A 16,276-nucleotide genomic window follows, 5' to 3' on the forward strand; every position below is an offset into this window, starting at 1 on the left:
AATCAGGCAATTTTATCTTCAATCCATAAATGTCCTACACACAACAGAAACATCAAAAAGAACCACAATGTTACAGATTCTCTAGTATACTTTAATTCTCTCTGCTGAGCATTAGAATCTGTAAAATTACGATAATTTAAGTAATCAAGATTGTAATTCGATAAGAATTCTGAATGATTGGCGATTGACTCCGCATGAACAAAAAATGGAATGGCGTCAGATTGAGTTTTAAGTTGGATAAAATGCCAGCCTCCTTGCTTTGGATAAAACATAAAATGCTTCCTTTCAGGATAAAGAAAATCTCCGTTGGATTTTAATTTAATGGTATCATTTTGAAGATTGAAAATAGAGATTTCATCTAATGCCTCACCAGACCAGAGCCTAAAAAAGAAGGGCTGATGTTGCACTGCCCATTCGGATTTATCATAAAAAAGTTCAGTTGAACTTCTTATCAAATCACTAAAAACAGGAGTCCAAATCCCTTCATATTCTTGGTTTTTTCCGGATAATTTAAGCTGAAAACTATTCTGAAAATTTATCACACCATAAATCACATCTGGTGTGACTTTCCTAAAAATGCTGTTTTGAGCTACTTCATCTAATTGATATAGATTATTGAATTGTAAGTAGTTATAATTATTTTGCTCAAGTAAATTATCGCTTGTGCTAAATATATTAGTAGATTTAGACTTGTCTAAATCTAACCGAATTTTGCTATTTGGGTTGTTTCGGAAGATTAAGCTGCCTCTGTTTTCCTTCAACTTTTTTAGATATTGATTTTGCTCAGTGAGAGCTAAATCTTGCCAAGCTTTGGCATCAGTAAATAGCACTTTCAAATCATTAGCGACTCCCCTAGTGAATTGCAAGGAATCATGCCAATTGAAAAAAGAAGATTTGAATTTCCCTATAGAGATTTGAGTTTTTAGATAAACCGAATGTTCCTGAAATTTTAAATAATCTGCGAAGAATTTCCACTCAAAATCTGGAGTAGCAGCCAGTATTTGTATTACGTATTTTTCTTTTTCTATAACCATTATGGCAAAATGATAAGTTTCTTCTTCCACCTTGATTTCAGCTAAAATATATCCGGTTGCTTTGGGTAGTGTAGCTAAACTAATTTGGCGATTAGCCTCGATAGTTTTGGAAATACTATCATTCCCGATTGCAGCTAAAATCTTAGATGCTTTGGATTCTAAATTTTGAATACTGATTTTTAAGCTATCTCCCAATGCAATCGATTTAGGATAGTCAATTTGAATTCCTTTTTGCAGTTCAATATCCTTTCGAATCTGATAATCATTTGGATTCAGTTGCGGGAAATAACCATAAACAAAAGCTGTATCAATTTGAAAATCGAGCTGGTTTAAGGATTCAACTTCAGCCTTTCCCATTTCCTTGAATTTCGAATTTGCTTGCCGTTGCAAAAGCGGTAAATCATATTCTCTGCGTATTGAATCAAGCTCATTTTCAGATATATTTTGATTAACAAGCAATATCGATTGAAGTGGTTTTTGGCTTAAGGTATAAGGAGATAAATAAATGATATACAAAGAGATAAAAGCTAACAGTAAAGCAATTATTCTCCATACTTTCCTTGGCTTTTGCTTTTTGATTTCCCAAACAAAACCCAAAATCAAAAGGATGGCCAGCACAGCTAAATGCCAGACCTCCATTGTGTTTTCCCAGCCGATATGTTTGAATAAATCACTCATTCAATGAATCGTAATAAGTATTATGCAATTCACTTCGAATGCTCTTTCCTTGATTGGCTTTATCTAAATCAGCTATCTCCAGCATATCTTCCATGATGATTAAAATATCTCTTAATTCATTTTGTGACTGGGTGTTTTGAAATTGCTTAACTGCAGCCAGCAGACTTCCAAAGCGCACAGGTTCTGAGGTGATTTTGGCTACCAACGCATCTGCAAAATCATCCAAAATAAGTTCCACTTTTTTCATGTCCTCTTGCTGAAAGGCGGATTTCAGTTGCGAATAGGTTTCAGCCAACTTCTCTTCAAATGATTTTTCCTTGAGCTCCTCTTCTGTGGTCTGTGCATCTATTTTATCCAGTTCGCCTGTCAGCCGCTTCTTCTCTTCATCAATTGGCGGTGGCTCAAAGCCCATTCTTTCCACATAAATTCTGGATGCTCGCTTTACCTCTTTTATCAGTTTGAGGGCTTTATATTCAAAAGGAAGCGCCTCTTTAGGTCTGTAAGTTCTTAAAAAGAGTTCCGCTTCCCACATATTGGTCAAAGCTTCTTTTAGTTTGGCTTTCACATTTGCATCTAAGAAAGTGGATAATTCTGATTCATCATGAGAATGAACGTAAGCTTCTAATTCTGGCGTTTCATTGAAAATGGGATTAGAAAAATTGCCTTCAGATTCCTGTTCCTCATGCTCCTCATGTTCTCCCCCTAATTCGCCATGATTATGCCCTGAATGGTCCACCTCACCCAAACCACCGGTTGTTTCATATTCTTCACCCAGAAATACTCCATAGCGTAATCTTAACAATTTCTGGTCGGCACCAATGATATTACTTCTTTGTTCAAATTCTTCCAGGCTGATTTGACTTTGTTCTTCTAATAACTTCTCTGTATCAATTATGATTTGCCGTTGACTTTTGAAATATTCCGCTTCATTGGTCAAAGCAAAACCTTCATATTCCACAGGCTCGGATTCCACTGTATCAGCAATAGAAAGGAAGTAAACATCCGTTCTACCCCTGTTTCCTTTAGGTTCTTTATTGTCTATGGCAGAAAAGTAAAAATAAAGCTCATCACCGGGTTCTAGCGAAAAAGTATCCATTGGTAGGCTGATAGCAATTTGTTGTTGCTTAAGTTTCTTAGAAATGCCTGAAATGGCTTGCTTCATCTCACGGAACCTCACAGATTCGCCCTCACCTCTACTCAAGGTCATGATGATATCAGTAGAAACGATTCCGTAGTCATCCTGAATATTCAAATCCAGCTTAAAATCATTCGATAAATCTTCCCATTGAATTTCGTGACGGTTTTCCTTCAGATTGGTAGAAAGAATAGGCTCTTCATCTCTCAGCATCTCCAAAACCTCAGGTTTTAAAGAAACGGTGCTGTCATTTTTGACATATTCGATTTGGAAGATCGAGGACTGATTTAGCACAAATGCTTTTGTTTCCTCTTCGCTCAAATTGAAATCATATTGATTTTGCCATATCAAATCGAAATCGATAGTTCCTTGATTTGTAAAAACCAATTGACTCCCCTCTGCAATCTTTTCGTCAGGTTGCCATTGGAAATTTTGAAGTCTGGTATAATGCGGAGGATCAACCCAAAGTTGATAATCGAAATGCTGAACTGGCTTTTGGATGGTGCTATCTTGAGGGTCATCCACTGCAATTTCAATGGAAGTGATTTGCATTTCCGTGGATTTATCCATTTGATAAACAAATGAAGAAGCATAGAATAATCCACTTATAATCAATACGATAACCCATTCTTTTAGAGGGATAGGGAATACTATTTTTTGAATTGCAGGAAGCTGCTGAAAAACCTTGGATTGCTGCAGTTTTTCCAATTCATTTAGTTCTGATTTAAAGAAAACTGACAGGCTATATTCCAATTCCGGATACTTTTTATGCAGGAAATGAATGAATTTTGGATTGTCCCAAAGGAACTTTGAATTCCACAGTACAAGCAAGCCCACAATTGAGCCTATATAAACCACCCAAAAAGCCAAGGGAATAAACAGATGCGCACTATTGGCAATCGCCAAAAGCAAAAGAATACCAGCTAGCAATGGAAACGCTATTGATAGCAAAAGCAATAGAAAAAATCGCTTTTTTAACTTAGCCCAATATTTTTGAAAATCCTTATGCATGCTTCTTTCGGTAGCTAAAGTATCTTTCCAACATCAAAAACAACACAAGTAGCCATAATAGCTGTTCATCAAAGGTTTTCGCTTGCTGTACTTCCTCCTGCTCTTCTGATTCTCTATTGTAAATCGCCTCAAAATTAGAGTATTGATAATTTGGTTCTACGATTTGAGCTATGAATTCAGTAACAACCGATAAAAACAAATCCTCATTCAATGGGTTTTGAAGCCAATTTTCATTTAAGTACAATATACTGCTATTATGCTTCTTGTAAACCAGATAATCACTTGAGATAGTGTCACTCAGCACAATTTGATTCCTTTGCAGCTTCTGTGGAGATGTGGCAAAAATCAACTGTGCCTCTTCTTTATTTGATGGTATAAAATTCACCTTTTCTTTGGTGTACAAATGGTTAGCTTTCAATACTTTATATAACTTTTCCTGAACAATATTTGGAAGATTCTCAAAATGGATAAGTAGCGTGTCCAAACTCATTTTTTCTTGCGAAATCTGAGTTTGAGTGGAAGGAATCAACTCTAAATGAAGATTCAATTTGGGAATTGCACCTACAAAATCTGTATCCTTGAAATTATTAATATAAATTAATGAATCTATTTCAGGATGCTCAATGGAAAACTCTTTTAATAGATTCCAATGATTATCAATATTCCTAAATTCTGAAGTTTTATAAACAGGGATTTCATCATTTGCATAAGCATCAGGCACTTTAATATCCTCTCCCAGCAATAAAGCTTTTTGCTTTTTTACCTCTTGATAATTCACCCATTTAGCCATAAGCAAAACCACCAATATCAAAATCAATAAACGAACCAATAAAAGCGGAATCTCCGAAAGCTGGACTTTCTTGGACTGCAAAGTGCTGCTTTCCCTTAAAAATCGAATGCTTCCGAATGCAATTTCCTTGGTTTTGTTCTTACTCCACAAATGAATAAGAATGGGAACTGCCAAAGCAGTTAAACCCCAGAGCGCTATGGGATTAAGCCAACTCAAGCCCATGATTGGTTAAAGTGATTTAAGAGCTCAAAAATGGATTTTTGCATATTGTCTTTACCATTGAGTTGCCAATAGGCTATTCCATTTTTTGCACAAGTTTTTTGAATCCCACTTTTCCAATTCTGAATTGTATTCCGATATTCCTGTAAGCCCTCTTGCGTATTCACCTGAACACTGCCCTGCCCTTCCAAATCTTTAAATGTGAAATATTGTCCTTTGAAATCAAGCTGTTCTTCATTCTCAAAAAGTAGATGAATCAGCATGACTTCCTCTGATGCCACTGCCCAGTTTTTCAATAGAGTTTGAAATTCTGCTTCATCGGAATATCCATCGGTGAAAATAAATACGTTACTCTTATTCTTAATTTTTTGACTGGTGTTTAAATCACTGATAGTAATTTCATCATCAGTTTTGAGTTGGATTAATCGGTAAAGAAAAGTCTCGAAATCTGTAGGTGGATTGTCTTGATTAAAAATAAAATATTTATCGTGCTGATTATTAGCTAAAAAAGCCAAAGCTGCTATCAAAGTACGTGACCAATTGAATTTGCTTGCCCCCTTCATTTCAAAGCTCATGGACAAGCTTTTATCCAGAACAAAAATGAAATCATACTGCTTTTCCATTTCCGCTTCCTTAATCATGTAGTGGTCGGTGCGGGCATAATATTTCCAGTCGAGCTGCTTGAGCGAATCTCCTGGGACATAATTCCTATATTCCTTAAATTCAATTCCAAATCCCGTTTTCGGACTTTGATGCATACCAATCATTACACCCTCGATATGATGTTTAATATACAACTGAAGCGCTTTTAGCGCCTCAAAGTCAGGCATTTGAAATATTTGATTGATGGATTTCATTTAGACTTATATAGACTTCGATAATTCTGGAATCAAGTCTTCAACCGTGAATTTTTCGGTTTTGGCTACAAAGTTCAGCACCACTCTGTGACGAAGCACAGCTAAGGCTACTGCTTTAATATCCTCTGGAATAACGGAAAGTCGCCCATCTAAGAATGCATGCGCTTTAGCTGCCAATACAATAGATTGCCCTGCTCTGGGGCCTGCTCCCCAATCGACATATTGTTTAACCAATTTAATTTCAGAAGTCTGCGGTCGAGTAGAGCGCACCAACTGACTGACTTTTACCAATAATTCCTTATCGATATGAATATCCCTCACCCAACTTCTAGCTTTCAAGATTTCATCAGCAGTTAAAGTTGGATTCAATTGATTTTTTTGATTTCCCGTGGTGAGCTCAAGAATATCAACTTCCTCTTGCTCAGCAGGATATTGCACTACAGTATAAAATAAAAATCGGTCTAGCTGAGCTTCTGGTAAGGGATAAGTACCCGACTGCTCCAAAGGGTTTTGAGTCGCTAAGAGAAAGAATGGTTCAGGAAGTTCATATGTTTTTCCTGCATAAGTCACTTCTCGCTCTTGCATGGCTTCTAACAATGCAGATTGCGTTTTGGGTGGAGTTCTGTTAATTTCATCTGCCAATAAAATATTGGTAAAAACAGGGCCTTTATTGAATTGAAAGAATCGTTTTCCAGTACTCCTATCCTCTTCTAAAACCTCCATCCCGATGATATCAGATGGCATTAAATCGGGTGTAAACTGAACCCGATGAAAATCTAATTGCAGGACTTTAGCTAGAGAACGAACCAAAAGCGTCTTACCCAATCCAGGTACACCTTCCAACAAAATATGACCATCCGCCAGTAAAGCCATAAAAACCTCGCTAACCACATTCTCTTGGCCAATGATTGCTTTTGAAAGCTCCTTCCGGGCTTCTTTAAATTTTGCTACTGTATTTTTTATATCCATTTTTATAAGATTCAAGAATCAAGATTAAAGACTCCATTTCACCATTTCTAATTTAGTATCGAATAGCAAGTATCTAGTATTTAGATGATTACTTCCCACTTTGAGCTTCTAACATCCAACTTTTCTGACTATTTAGTGTAAAGTACAAAGAACAAGGTATAATGATAGCTGAACTTCCATCATCCTTTTTTCGCACTTCCATGTTCTGACTTCCATCTATTTATCTCAATCATATTTCAATATTTGACCTCGCAGGTCTGACCTAATCATTCTTCATCCAACTTTATCTTCAGTAGTTCAACACCTCCAAAATAACTATCCAGCTAACTTGTACACAGGCTAACTCGCCAACTTGTCAACCTAATTAAAAAGTGCATACATCACAATATTCACCCCAAACTTAGTATTATCCTCTGCTAGCCATCGTTTGTTTCGAAAATCGTAATCCCATTCGCAACCATAGTCTTTATTGCTGTACAAGACTCTTATTTTTCCGTCTTTTTCTATTGCTTTTAAATAATCATGCACAATATCATCTCCCCAGCCGTTCAATTCTTGTGAAGTAGTAGGTGGGCCATCTTCAAATTCAAAAAAACTAAAATAGATTGGATGGTCGTTGGCTATTTTTTGTAAACCCTTTTCCCCATAAATTTCAGTCATCTGGCTTTCAAATGATTTAGCAAAAAGCCCGTCTATGTCATGATTACAATCATCTACAAAGATGAAACCGCCATTATCTATATATTTAATAAAATTCTCTTTTTCTGCTTTAGTGAATTGTAGCAATTTATGTCCGCTCAAATAGCAAAAAGGGCATTCAAATATTTCATCACTGCTTAAGGCTACTACCCTTTCCTGCGTATCTACAGGCATATTGGTATATTCGATAAGCGAATTCAATAGATTGCTTGGCATCCTTTGGTCCACATTCCAATCTCCTGATTCATATTGCAAGCGTGTGAAGAAAAATTTATTCATTGCACGAGTTTACGTTAAAAAGCTATTGCTAACAATGAAATTTTTAGGAATTATATAAATGGTTGGCAAACTGGCTTTTTAGAAACTTAAAAGTAAATATCATAACTTTCTATAGCGTCTTTAATCTTGCACTAAAATTTTACCGCTAGCCAAAGTCTTTTCACTAGTGTAGATTCTATAAAAGTATATTCCAGCTTTTACAAAATCAAAATCAAGAAAATTGCGGTCACTTTCTAAGTCAGTGGAAAATAATTCGAGTCCTTGAGAATTATAAAATATTATTTCTGAATCTGGGATAAATTTCTTCGCAAATATCTTCAACTCTTCTTCTTTTTTAATAGGATTAGGATACAAAATGTAATCAGATGACGCAACATAATAGGTTGATTGAACATCACTGATTATACTTTCTCCATTGACAAAATCAATAACTACCCTCGAAAAATTAAACCCATTTATCGGTCGGCCTTCCAAATATCTGAAATCAAAAGAATCGGCTTCCAATTCAGACAATTTCTCCCATTGATTAGTGGTCTCATTTCTCTTTTCAAATGAAACACTTTCCACACCGGATAAAGAAGATAATTGAAGATCATGATAAATGCCTTCCCCTTGAATTGATTCTACAAAATACGATTCTAAGAAACAATTGGAACCTTGAAGGTTATAATCTATGGCAACACCTGTAATTAATGGTTTACCATTTTGGAAAGCTTGTACCTTTAAAAATGAACTTTCTAGTGTGGACTTATCAACTGTAACGCTTGTGTCTTGAGTAGTTGATAAAATCTTCATTTGATGGTTTTCTAAATGATATAATCTATACTCATCTGCATTAGCCCTAGATTCCCAGTAGAAAGAAAGCGAATCAGTACAATTGAAGCCTACATTTAAGCGCAATGGCTCTGAAATGGAAAAAGTATCGCTTACATACTGGTGATTACCTATTTCCATTTTTAATTGAGCAAAGTCATTTACAATTTCAGGATCCCATCTGAAATTTTCGTTTTCAAGTAGTATGTTTTCTTCTATTAATTGCCAGTTATCCTCTCTCAATAATTTATAGTAAAGATTTCCTGTCATTTCTGAAGAATAGCTATTTTCCCACCTTAAATGAGATGCCGTTTCTCCATTGTATGGAATATTATCTTTGAAGGTTGGACTGGTCCACTCGAATTCATTTTGGATTTCCCAGCTGTAAACAATCGAAAAATTCTGAGGGACAGCTAATGAATTTTCTACACTTACAATAATTTCTAAAGAATCAGAATCTAACATTTCAATTGAAAGCTGTTCTATATTATTCAAATGGTCAATACCTTTAGTAGCTGGTGCATTTAATGCATCAATGTTTGGTACTGTTTCCAAAACCCAAGGCAGATAGATATAACCCAAACCATCTTCTGCATGAAGATTTAAATCATGAACCAAGGCTATCTCATCATTTGGAGCTGCTGGAGGATCAGTCCAAACCAAGGTAGCTTTAAAATTGAAGGCATTATCAGGGATATTTATTGTGAATTTCTTTTCACCTTCTTTCAACTGCTCCTCCAAAAACTGATTGCTATTTAATGATTTTAGAGCTTGATAAGCATTTAAACTCCCATATCCTGTTTTATGGCTTGGTCCGGGGTCACCAATTTTATCTGCACTATTTATTAGAAATGCTTTTTTTAAGGAAGCAGATAATTCAGTACTATTTGTTTTTCTAAAGGCTTGTTGCAGCAAAATTGAAACTCCACTCACTAAAGCTGCTGAGTTTGAAGTTCCAGTCATACTGTATGCCACTAATTCTGGTTTTATTCTGCCATCGAACGCTGGCCCATTACTGTTCAATTCGATTACATTCATACTAGTATCTACAGCACCAATTGTGAGTACGTTTTTAGCTTGTTTAAAATTGCCAGTGATAGTCGAAAAACCATTTATTCCCTCATACCGACCATGAGCAGATGATTCTAATCCAGCATTACCTATTGAAAAAACGTGCAGAATTTCGGGATTATCATATACTTGTTGGTCATAAAGAGATGCTGCCACACCATAAAATGATTCTATTGAAGTGCCATAAGAGTGATTTTGAACTTCAATCGCATTTGAACTAAAATATTCAGCAGGGTCTGGGATAACTTCCTGATTAGAACTTGATGTATGCCCAGCATTGGTAGCTACTCCTAAGCCAGTTAAAAAAGAATTGCCATTTCCAGCAATGATCGTAGCCATCTCTAATGAATGCCTATCCGAAAATTCACTTTCTCGGTTGGTTTGTAAATATCGACCTGATAAATCAATATCGCTGATATTATAAAAAGGCTCTTTTACACTTACAACTTCATTAGATCCATTCACATCTGGCCAATAAGCATGAATTGTATTTATCCTATTTGGATGTAAATTAAGATCCAGCACTCTTGCTTCATTTTTTACTGATTCAGCCACTTTTTCTATGTAAGTAATGAAATTTTTGTTTAAAATATCATCAAGTCTCACATCAGTAACTATAATTTTAAGATAATTGCCAATCTTACTAATTGTATTTATTTTAGACGTTTTAGAGAGAAAGTTATTCCATTTTAAATTATCAGTAATTTTAATCCAGTACTCCCCGTTTAAATATTCATTATCATTATTTGTTATATTTAAAGATTTCTTCCATTGGTAATTAATCGCATACAAGCTTATATTCTTTTCGTATTGATTGATATTATCAATAGCTACCGAATCTAAAAACACGATATATGAATCGTTAACTAATTTTTTGGTAATAATACCACTGTTTAAAATTACATTTTTGTTTTGAAATAAAGAGTCAATTTTTAGCAAGTAATAGCTATCATATTTTATACTATCTAAGGATTTAGCATTCGAGGTAACTATGCTTTTAATAGCAGCACTTTCAATTGATTGTGATGAGGCACTATTTGATAGACAAACAGTAAAATATAATAAAAACAAGTTTAGGAAACTTTTCATTTTCAAATTCACTTTGTAAAAACTACTAATTAACGAGTGAAAATACTTACTATCTCGCTATATAATTTATATAAAACAAACATTTTATATAAATAATCAAATATTTTAACATTAAATTAATGTAATATTTTTCCATTTAAAATTAAAAACAATATGTTGCAAACCTAACTAAAATTATTATAAAGTTATGACAAATTTAAGAAAAGGTATCGTTTATGCACTTGCATTGACGGTCGCAACAGTATTCATGAGTTCTTGCCAAGAAGATGAAATGGCGAACCAAATTGACAACACAGTAGTATCTGAGGAAGTCATAGAACAATTAAAAAATCTGGGCTTTGACCCAAGCGATGTTTATCGTGAATCATTTTCAAATCCATTAACAGGGAAAAGTGGATACAATTACGTAGTAGAAGGTGATATTTTGATTGATGAGAAGCAGTTAAACGAAATGGCGAATAGTGAGCTTTTCCACACTGGAAAATTTGCTGAGCAATATCGTACTTCTAATCTTGTTAGTCAGAATAGAACGATTAACGTGATTGGATATACTGCTAACAATGCAAATGGCTTGGATTCTAAAATGAGAACAGGTCTACAGTGGGCAGTTGACAATTACAATGCACTTAACACTGGATTAACGTTCACGCTTACTTTTGGAAGCAACTTTGATCCTTACGACATGGTTGTTTATAGAGTAAGTGGCGGAGGCGGTGGAAGCGCTGGTTTCCCAAGTGGTGGTGCTCCGAACAAGTTCATTCAGATTCAGTCTGGAACTAGTAATTTTGACACTAATGTTGTAGAGCATGTGATCGCGCATGAAATGGGACATTCAGTTGGATTACGTCACACAGACTGGTTTAATCGTTCTTATTCTTGTGGTACTGGCGGAAGCGAAGGTACTGCTGGAGTTGGTGCAATCCAAATTCCTGGTACTCCATCTAACATTGACCCTAATTCCTTAATGTTGGCATGTTTCAGTGCTAATGAAGATGGCGAATTTGGTTTTTATGATAGAGTAGCTTTAGAATATCTATACTAAAATTCATACCAATACACTCACTAAAAAAAAGGTCAGCATTTTTGCTGACCTTTTATTGTTTATGTTTTCAATATTATTTCTGTGGTGGTCTGCTTGGTCTTACCTCTATTTTGCTTGGTAAGGTTCTAGGATTCATTTCTAATAAATCTACTACCATCTTCCCTAAATCTTCTTTCTGAATTTTCCAATGGTCATTTTCATTTGGCTCATGATCATTGAAATGAGTAGCTACAGAACCTGGCATGATGGCAGATACATTGATTCCATGCTGCCTTAAATCTAGCATTACAGACTGCGTAAAACCAGTTAAACCAAATTTACTCGCATTGTAGGCAGAACCTGCAGGAAAGAAATTAGTACCTGCCAAACTTGAGATAGTGAAGAAGTATCCACCATTTTTCTTCAATGCCTTAACACTTGATTTAATTGAATAGAAAACTCCTGTTAAATTAGTATCAATAACTTCATTCCACTTATCAATTTCCATTTCATCTATAGGTGCAAAATGACCTACGCCTGCATTGGCAATCACAATATCTAATTTCCCCCATTTATCTAAAACGGCATTTACACACGTTTCTTGGTTTTCATAAGATCGGACATCAGCCTGCAATCCTAAAACTTCACCTTTTGCATTTTTTGCTAAAGATTTAGCTGCCTTATCAGCGGACTCTTGACTTCTGCTGGTGATAGCTACATTTACGCCTTTTGCTAAAAGTGCTTCAGCTATTCCATATCCAATTCCTTTACTTCCACCAGTTATAAGTGCTGTTTTATTTTCTATATTTTGCATAATTTAATGTTTGATTACATTAAATCAACTGATTCAAATATGATTGGTTACATATAGGGCACCCAAAACTTATTTTTTATCTGAAAAAAGGTAGCCAACGCCTTTAATGGTTTTGATATAATTGTCCCCTAAAAGCTGTCTGATTTTTAGAATATGGATATCGACTGAACGTAAAGTGACTTTTGAACCTAGCCCCCATATAGTTTGCATGATTTGGTCACGAGAAAATACCTTATTTGGGAATCGTGCTAAAAAAAGTAATATTTCAAAAGACTTCGATTGAATTTGAATTAAATCCTTTGAAGGTAACTTATAAAGTAAGTTCTTCTTGATATCAAAGAATAAGTCTTTTATCTCATATTCATCTAAAGGCTTCAAGTGAAAAATACTTTCTTCCTCTCCAAAAAATTTCGATAATCGTTTTTTAAAAGCGTTTTTACGTAATGGTTTTTGAAGAAAATAATCAATTCCCGATTCGTAGCTTAACACTTCATTTTGCTCTTCTTGATTCGAAGTTAAAGCAATTATTTTAGGGTCAATTTCTTTGGTATTAGGTTCGTTCCTTAAATAATTAAAAAGACTTATACCATCATAATTTTGATTGGCTATTTCCGATATAATTAGTAGAGGATGATGTTTATTGATCAACTGAATAGCATGTTGAGTATCTAATGCCAAAGCAACATTGAAATTCTCCGATTCCAATATTTTTACTAAATCCCTTAATGTTTCTTTATCATCATCGGCTATTACAGCTGTTCGACTCTGTTGCATTTCTTTGACATCAATTAAATCACTTCTCTAAGAAAGCACTATTTTAAATTGATTCAGCGCCCTTAAATTGATATTAAAATGAAAATAACTTGAGCGTAAAGTAAACTTAATATTGGAGATGAAAATTCTGTAAATAATTAATATTGGGGTAAAGTGGCTATAATTTAACGATTATTGCCTTTGAATTTTTCCATGGTGGCCATGCCTTCTGCGCTTATTCCTTCGGCTTTAAAAACTTTAAAGATCGTCATAAAGACAATTTTCAAATCTAATAAAAACGATTGGTTTTGAACATACCAAACGTCATATTCAAATTTCTTTTGCCAACTTATGGTATTTCTACCATTAATTTGAGCCCATCCCGTGATGCCTGGAGTCACCAAATGTCTTTTGCTTTGCTCTTTACTATATAATGGTAAATATTCAACTAATAATGGCCTTGGCCCAATAAAAGACATACTTCCTTTTAGGATATTCAAAAGTTGTGGGATTTCATCCATGCTGGTTTTTCTCACTATTTTACCGATCCAAGTTAAGCGAAGCTGATCTGGCAAAAGTTCACCATTTTCATCTCTATCGTCACGCATGGTTTTAAACTTTATAAGTAAAAATATTTCCTCATTTAAACCTGGTCTTTTTTGGGTAAAAAATACTCTTCCATTTTGAAAAAGTGCTAACATAATAGAAACAATTATAAAAATTGGACTTGCAATAACCAATGCAATTAAGGCAGTCAGTTTATCAAAAAAAGGTTTTATTATTTTCCGATACATATTATTTAATAACTCCTAAATGCATCAATGCATCCCCCTCGTGAATTATCGGGTTGTGATTAAGCCCAATGATGTAGCCATTTACAGAAGAAGTGACTTTATTTTTAAATCCTCCAAATGGGTCATTAATATGTCCTAGCAATTGATTTTTCTTGATTTTCTCGCCACTTTTTACGGCAGAAAGAAATACTCCTGATTTTTTTGCTCTCACCCAAGATGAGTTTTTTATGATCAGATTTTCATAATCTGCTTTTTCAGCTTCAGACCGCATTCCTAGGTGTTGCATCATTCTTCTAGCTCCCTTTATCCCTTCTCTGATGGCGAATTCATCAAATCGTGATGATTCACCACCTTCATATACTAATATATTTTTACCAAATTTATTGGCAGTCTGTCTTAATGAATTAGGCCTGAATTTTGAATCTAATGTGAATGGAGCATGAAATGCATTCGCTAATTCGACATTCTTCTCATCTTTCATCATACACCTCACTTGTGGATAGTTCGTTCGATCGGCACCACCCGTATGAAAATCAATGCCATAATCGATTATAGGTAAAATCTCTTTCGTCAGGAAATAAGCCATTCTGGAAGCCAAAGAACCATTTTTATTTCCTGGAAATGACCTATTAACATCTTTTCCATCCGGAACATAGCGAGAGAAATAAATAAACCCGTAAACATTAATAATAGGAATACAGATCACCGTTCCAATTTTAGGGATATGATCATTTTTCTCAATCATTCTCCTAACGATTTCTGATCCATTTATTTCATCACCATGTAAACCACCCATTAAGAGTAAAACAGGTCCGGGTTCAGTCGACCTGGCAATAGTAATAGATACATCTATTGTTGTATGAGACGGGAGACGGGCAATATTGACATCTACCACTTTTTCTTCTCCAGGCTCTATTTCGATACCGTTTATTATCATTTATTGAAAATTAAACCTCTGTGTAAAGGATTCATATTGTATAAAAGTGAAGGCTTTTTAAATGAGAAATACCACCAGATTACGCCAGAGACCAGAAGCCCAATAACAGAACCGACTAGGGTATCTACCATGAAATGTTGAAATAAATAAACTCTTGAAATCGCTACTAAAATGGCTAATAGCATATAAATCACTTGTAATAATTTATTTTTAGTTAATAAAATTAAGATTGTTGCTAATGCAAAGGCTGATGCCGAATGTCCGCTTGGCATGCTGTAAAGCGAATGGAGGTCAACTCCTTCCACCAAATTAAAGGAAGATAACGTTTCTTCAAATTGCAAGGAAGGTCTATGAGCATTAAATACAATTACCTTTAAGAATTGTACAATCAGAAAATGAAAAAGACCAGTAAAGGCAAGTAAAATAGCGTAGTACACTCTGTAAAGTAAAAGGATGATACCTACTATTACAAATATATGCCATTCACCTAAAAGTGTTATGGATTTGAAAAAAACATCTCCAAAAGGATTATGTCTTTGATTTAGCCAAAATAAAAAAGTACCCTTATCTAAAAACAGCACTAATGCCAAGGCAGTTAAAAAATACAGCACATACATTAAAAGTGCAGGGCTTTGTAATTTATCTTTTAAACTTTCCATTCAAATCTTAAATATTTTATGGTTTCTCCTACTTTCGCAAATTTTCTTTCGTAGCGAGTTGTAATTCCATAATGCTCTTTCAAATATACAGAATTATGTAAATCATTCGTGAAATGCAAATCTTTTATATCTTCGCGTGCTGGTAAAACTTCATTCAAAGTCCATTCAAATAATTGGGTGTTATCAGTTTTGAAATGAATGCGTCCATTCCCACCTTGAATTTTTTTATAAATTTCTAAAAAACGATGAAAAGTAAGCCGCCTTTTTTCATCTCTGTCCCTGGGCCTGGGATCGGGATGGATAATCCAGATGTCATTGATTTCGCCCTCAGCAAACATTAGTTCTAGATCCAAAATGAAGTTTCTAGCAAAGGCTACATTTTCAAGACCTTCCTCCAGTGCTTTCGTACTTCCTTGCCATAATCGCTCACCCTTAATATCAATACCTACAAAATTTTCGTTGGGAAACTGTTTTGCTAAACCGATTGAATATTCTCCTCTTCCGCAAGCTAATTCTAAATTAATAGGGTTTGAATTACCAAAAATAGTCTTACCCCAATTGGATTTTATAGTTGAGATTCTTTCATCGTCATATTCTATAACATTATGCCGATTTTGTAAATCATCGAATCTCTTTAATTTTTGTCTACTCATT

The 16,276-nt window shown here is 34.7% G+C and carries 14 protein-coding genes; 1 reads left to right on the forward strand and 13 read right to left on the reverse strand.

What is annotated here, in order from left to right; translation table 11 throughout:
- Positions 1-2: 2 nt before the first annotated feature.
- From VFM92_RS06835 to VFM92_RS06865, 7 genes are all read right to left on the reverse strand, one after another.
- Positions 3-1,712: a hypothetical protein gene (locus VFM92_RS06835; RefSeq protein ID WP_325121450.1), complete on the reverse strand. Its 1,710-nt coding sequence runs from the start codon at positions 1,710-1,712 to the stop codon at positions 3-5.
- On the reverse strand, positions 1,705-3,858 hold the full coding sequence (locus VFM92_RS06840) for a hypothetical protein (protein ID WP_325121451.1): 2,154 nt from the start codon (positions 3,856-3,858) through the stop codon (positions 1,705-1,707). The genes VFM92_RS06835 and VFM92_RS06840 overlap by 8 nt, the downstream gene beginning before the upstream one ends.
- Positions 3,851-4,864, reverse strand: coding sequence for a BatA domain-containing protein (locus VFM92_RS06845; RefSeq protein WP_325121452.1), 1,014 nt, complete (start codon positions 4,862-4,864; stop codon positions 3,851-3,853). The genes VFM92_RS06840 and VFM92_RS06845 overlap by 8 nt, the downstream gene beginning before the upstream one ends.
- Positions 4,861-5,724, reverse strand: a complete 864-nt coding sequence (locus VFM92_RS06850) for a DUF58 domain-containing protein (protein WP_325121453.1) — start codon at positions 5,722-5,724, stop codon at positions 4,861-4,863. Before VFM92_RS06850 ends, VFM92_RS06845 begins: the two co-directional genes overlap by 4 nt.
- Before the next feature lie 6 nt (positions 5,725-5,730).
- A complete protein-coding gene (locus tag VFM92_RS06855) occupies positions 5,731-6,693 on the reverse strand; it encodes a MoxR family ATPase (protein ID WP_325121454.1) in 963 nt (320 codons plus the stop codon).
- A gap of 360 nt (positions 6,694-7,053) precedes the next feature.
- Positions 7,054-7,671, reverse strand: coding sequence for a DUF4159 domain-containing protein (locus tag VFM92_RS06860; RefSeq protein WP_325121455.1), 618 nt, complete (start codon positions 7,669-7,671; stop codon positions 7,054-7,056).
- A 120-nt stretch (positions 7,672-7,791) separates the two neighbouring features.
- The gene (locus VFM92_RS06865) at positions 7,792-10,644 is read right to left on the reverse strand and encodes a S8 family peptidase (RefSeq protein ID WP_325121456.1); all 2,853 of its coding nucleotides are present in this window, start codon (positions 10,642-10,644) and stop codon (positions 7,792-7,794) included.
- 187 nt (positions 10,645-10,831) lie between these two features.
- On the opposite strand from VFM92_RS06865, the gene VFM92_RS06870 reads away from it, so the two are divergent.
- Positions 10,832-11,686 carry a M57 family metalloprotease gene (locus VFM92_RS06870; protein WP_325121457.1) on the forward strand — a complete coding sequence of 285 codons (855 nt, stop codon included), beginning with the start codon at positions 10,832-10,834 and terminating at the stop codon, positions 11,684-11,686.
- 73 nt (positions 11,687-11,759) lie between these two features.
- Here VFM92_RS06870 and VFM92_RS06875 read toward each other — a convergent pair whose 3' ends face one another.
- The 6 genes from VFM92_RS06875 to trmB form a co-directional block, all read right to left on the reverse strand.
- Positions 11,760-12,479 (reverse strand): SDR family oxidoreductase, encoded by a 720-nt coding sequence (locus VFM92_RS06875; protein WP_325121458.1) that lies wholly within the window; start codon positions 12,477-12,479, stop codon positions 11,760-11,762.
- Positions 12,480-12,548: 69 nt separating this feature from the next.
- Positions 12,549-13,253: a response regulator transcription factor gene (locus VFM92_RS06880; RefSeq protein ID WP_325121459.1), complete on the reverse strand. Its 705-nt coding sequence runs from the start codon at positions 13,251-13,253 to the stop codon at positions 12,549-12,551.
- 164 nt (positions 13,254-13,417) lie between these two features.
- Positions 13,418-14,026, reverse strand: coding sequence for a sugar transferase (locus VFM92_RS06885; RefSeq protein WP_325121460.1), 609 nt, complete (start codon positions 14,024-14,026; stop codon positions 13,418-13,420).
- 1 nt (position 14,027) lies between these two features.
- The gene (locus VFM92_RS06890) at positions 14,028-14,963 is read right to left on the reverse strand and encodes a succinylglutamate desuccinylase/aspartoacylase family protein (RefSeq protein ID WP_325121461.1); all 936 of its coding nucleotides are present in this window, start codon (positions 14,961-14,963) and stop codon (positions 14,028-14,030) included.
- On the reverse strand, positions 14,960-15,622 hold the full coding sequence (locus tag VFM92_RS06895; protein WP_325121462.1) for a phosphatase PAP2 family protein: 663 nt from the start codon (positions 15,620-15,622) through the stop codon (positions 14,960-14,962). Before VFM92_RS06895 ends, VFM92_RS06890 begins: the two co-directional genes overlap by 4 nt.
- Positions 15,610-16,275, reverse strand: a complete 666-nt coding sequence (gene trmB, locus VFM92_RS06900) for a tRNA (guanosine(46)-N7)-methyltransferase TrmB (protein WP_325121463.1) — start codon at positions 16,273-16,275, stop codon at positions 15,610-15,612. Before trmB ends, VFM92_RS06895 begins: the two co-directional genes overlap by 13 nt.
- Position 16,276 lies beyond the last annotated feature (1 nt).

The organism is Marivirga sp. (assembly GCF_035704835.1).
Lineage (GTDB): Bacteria > Bacteroidota > Bacteroidia > Cytophagales > Cyclobacteriaceae > Marivirga.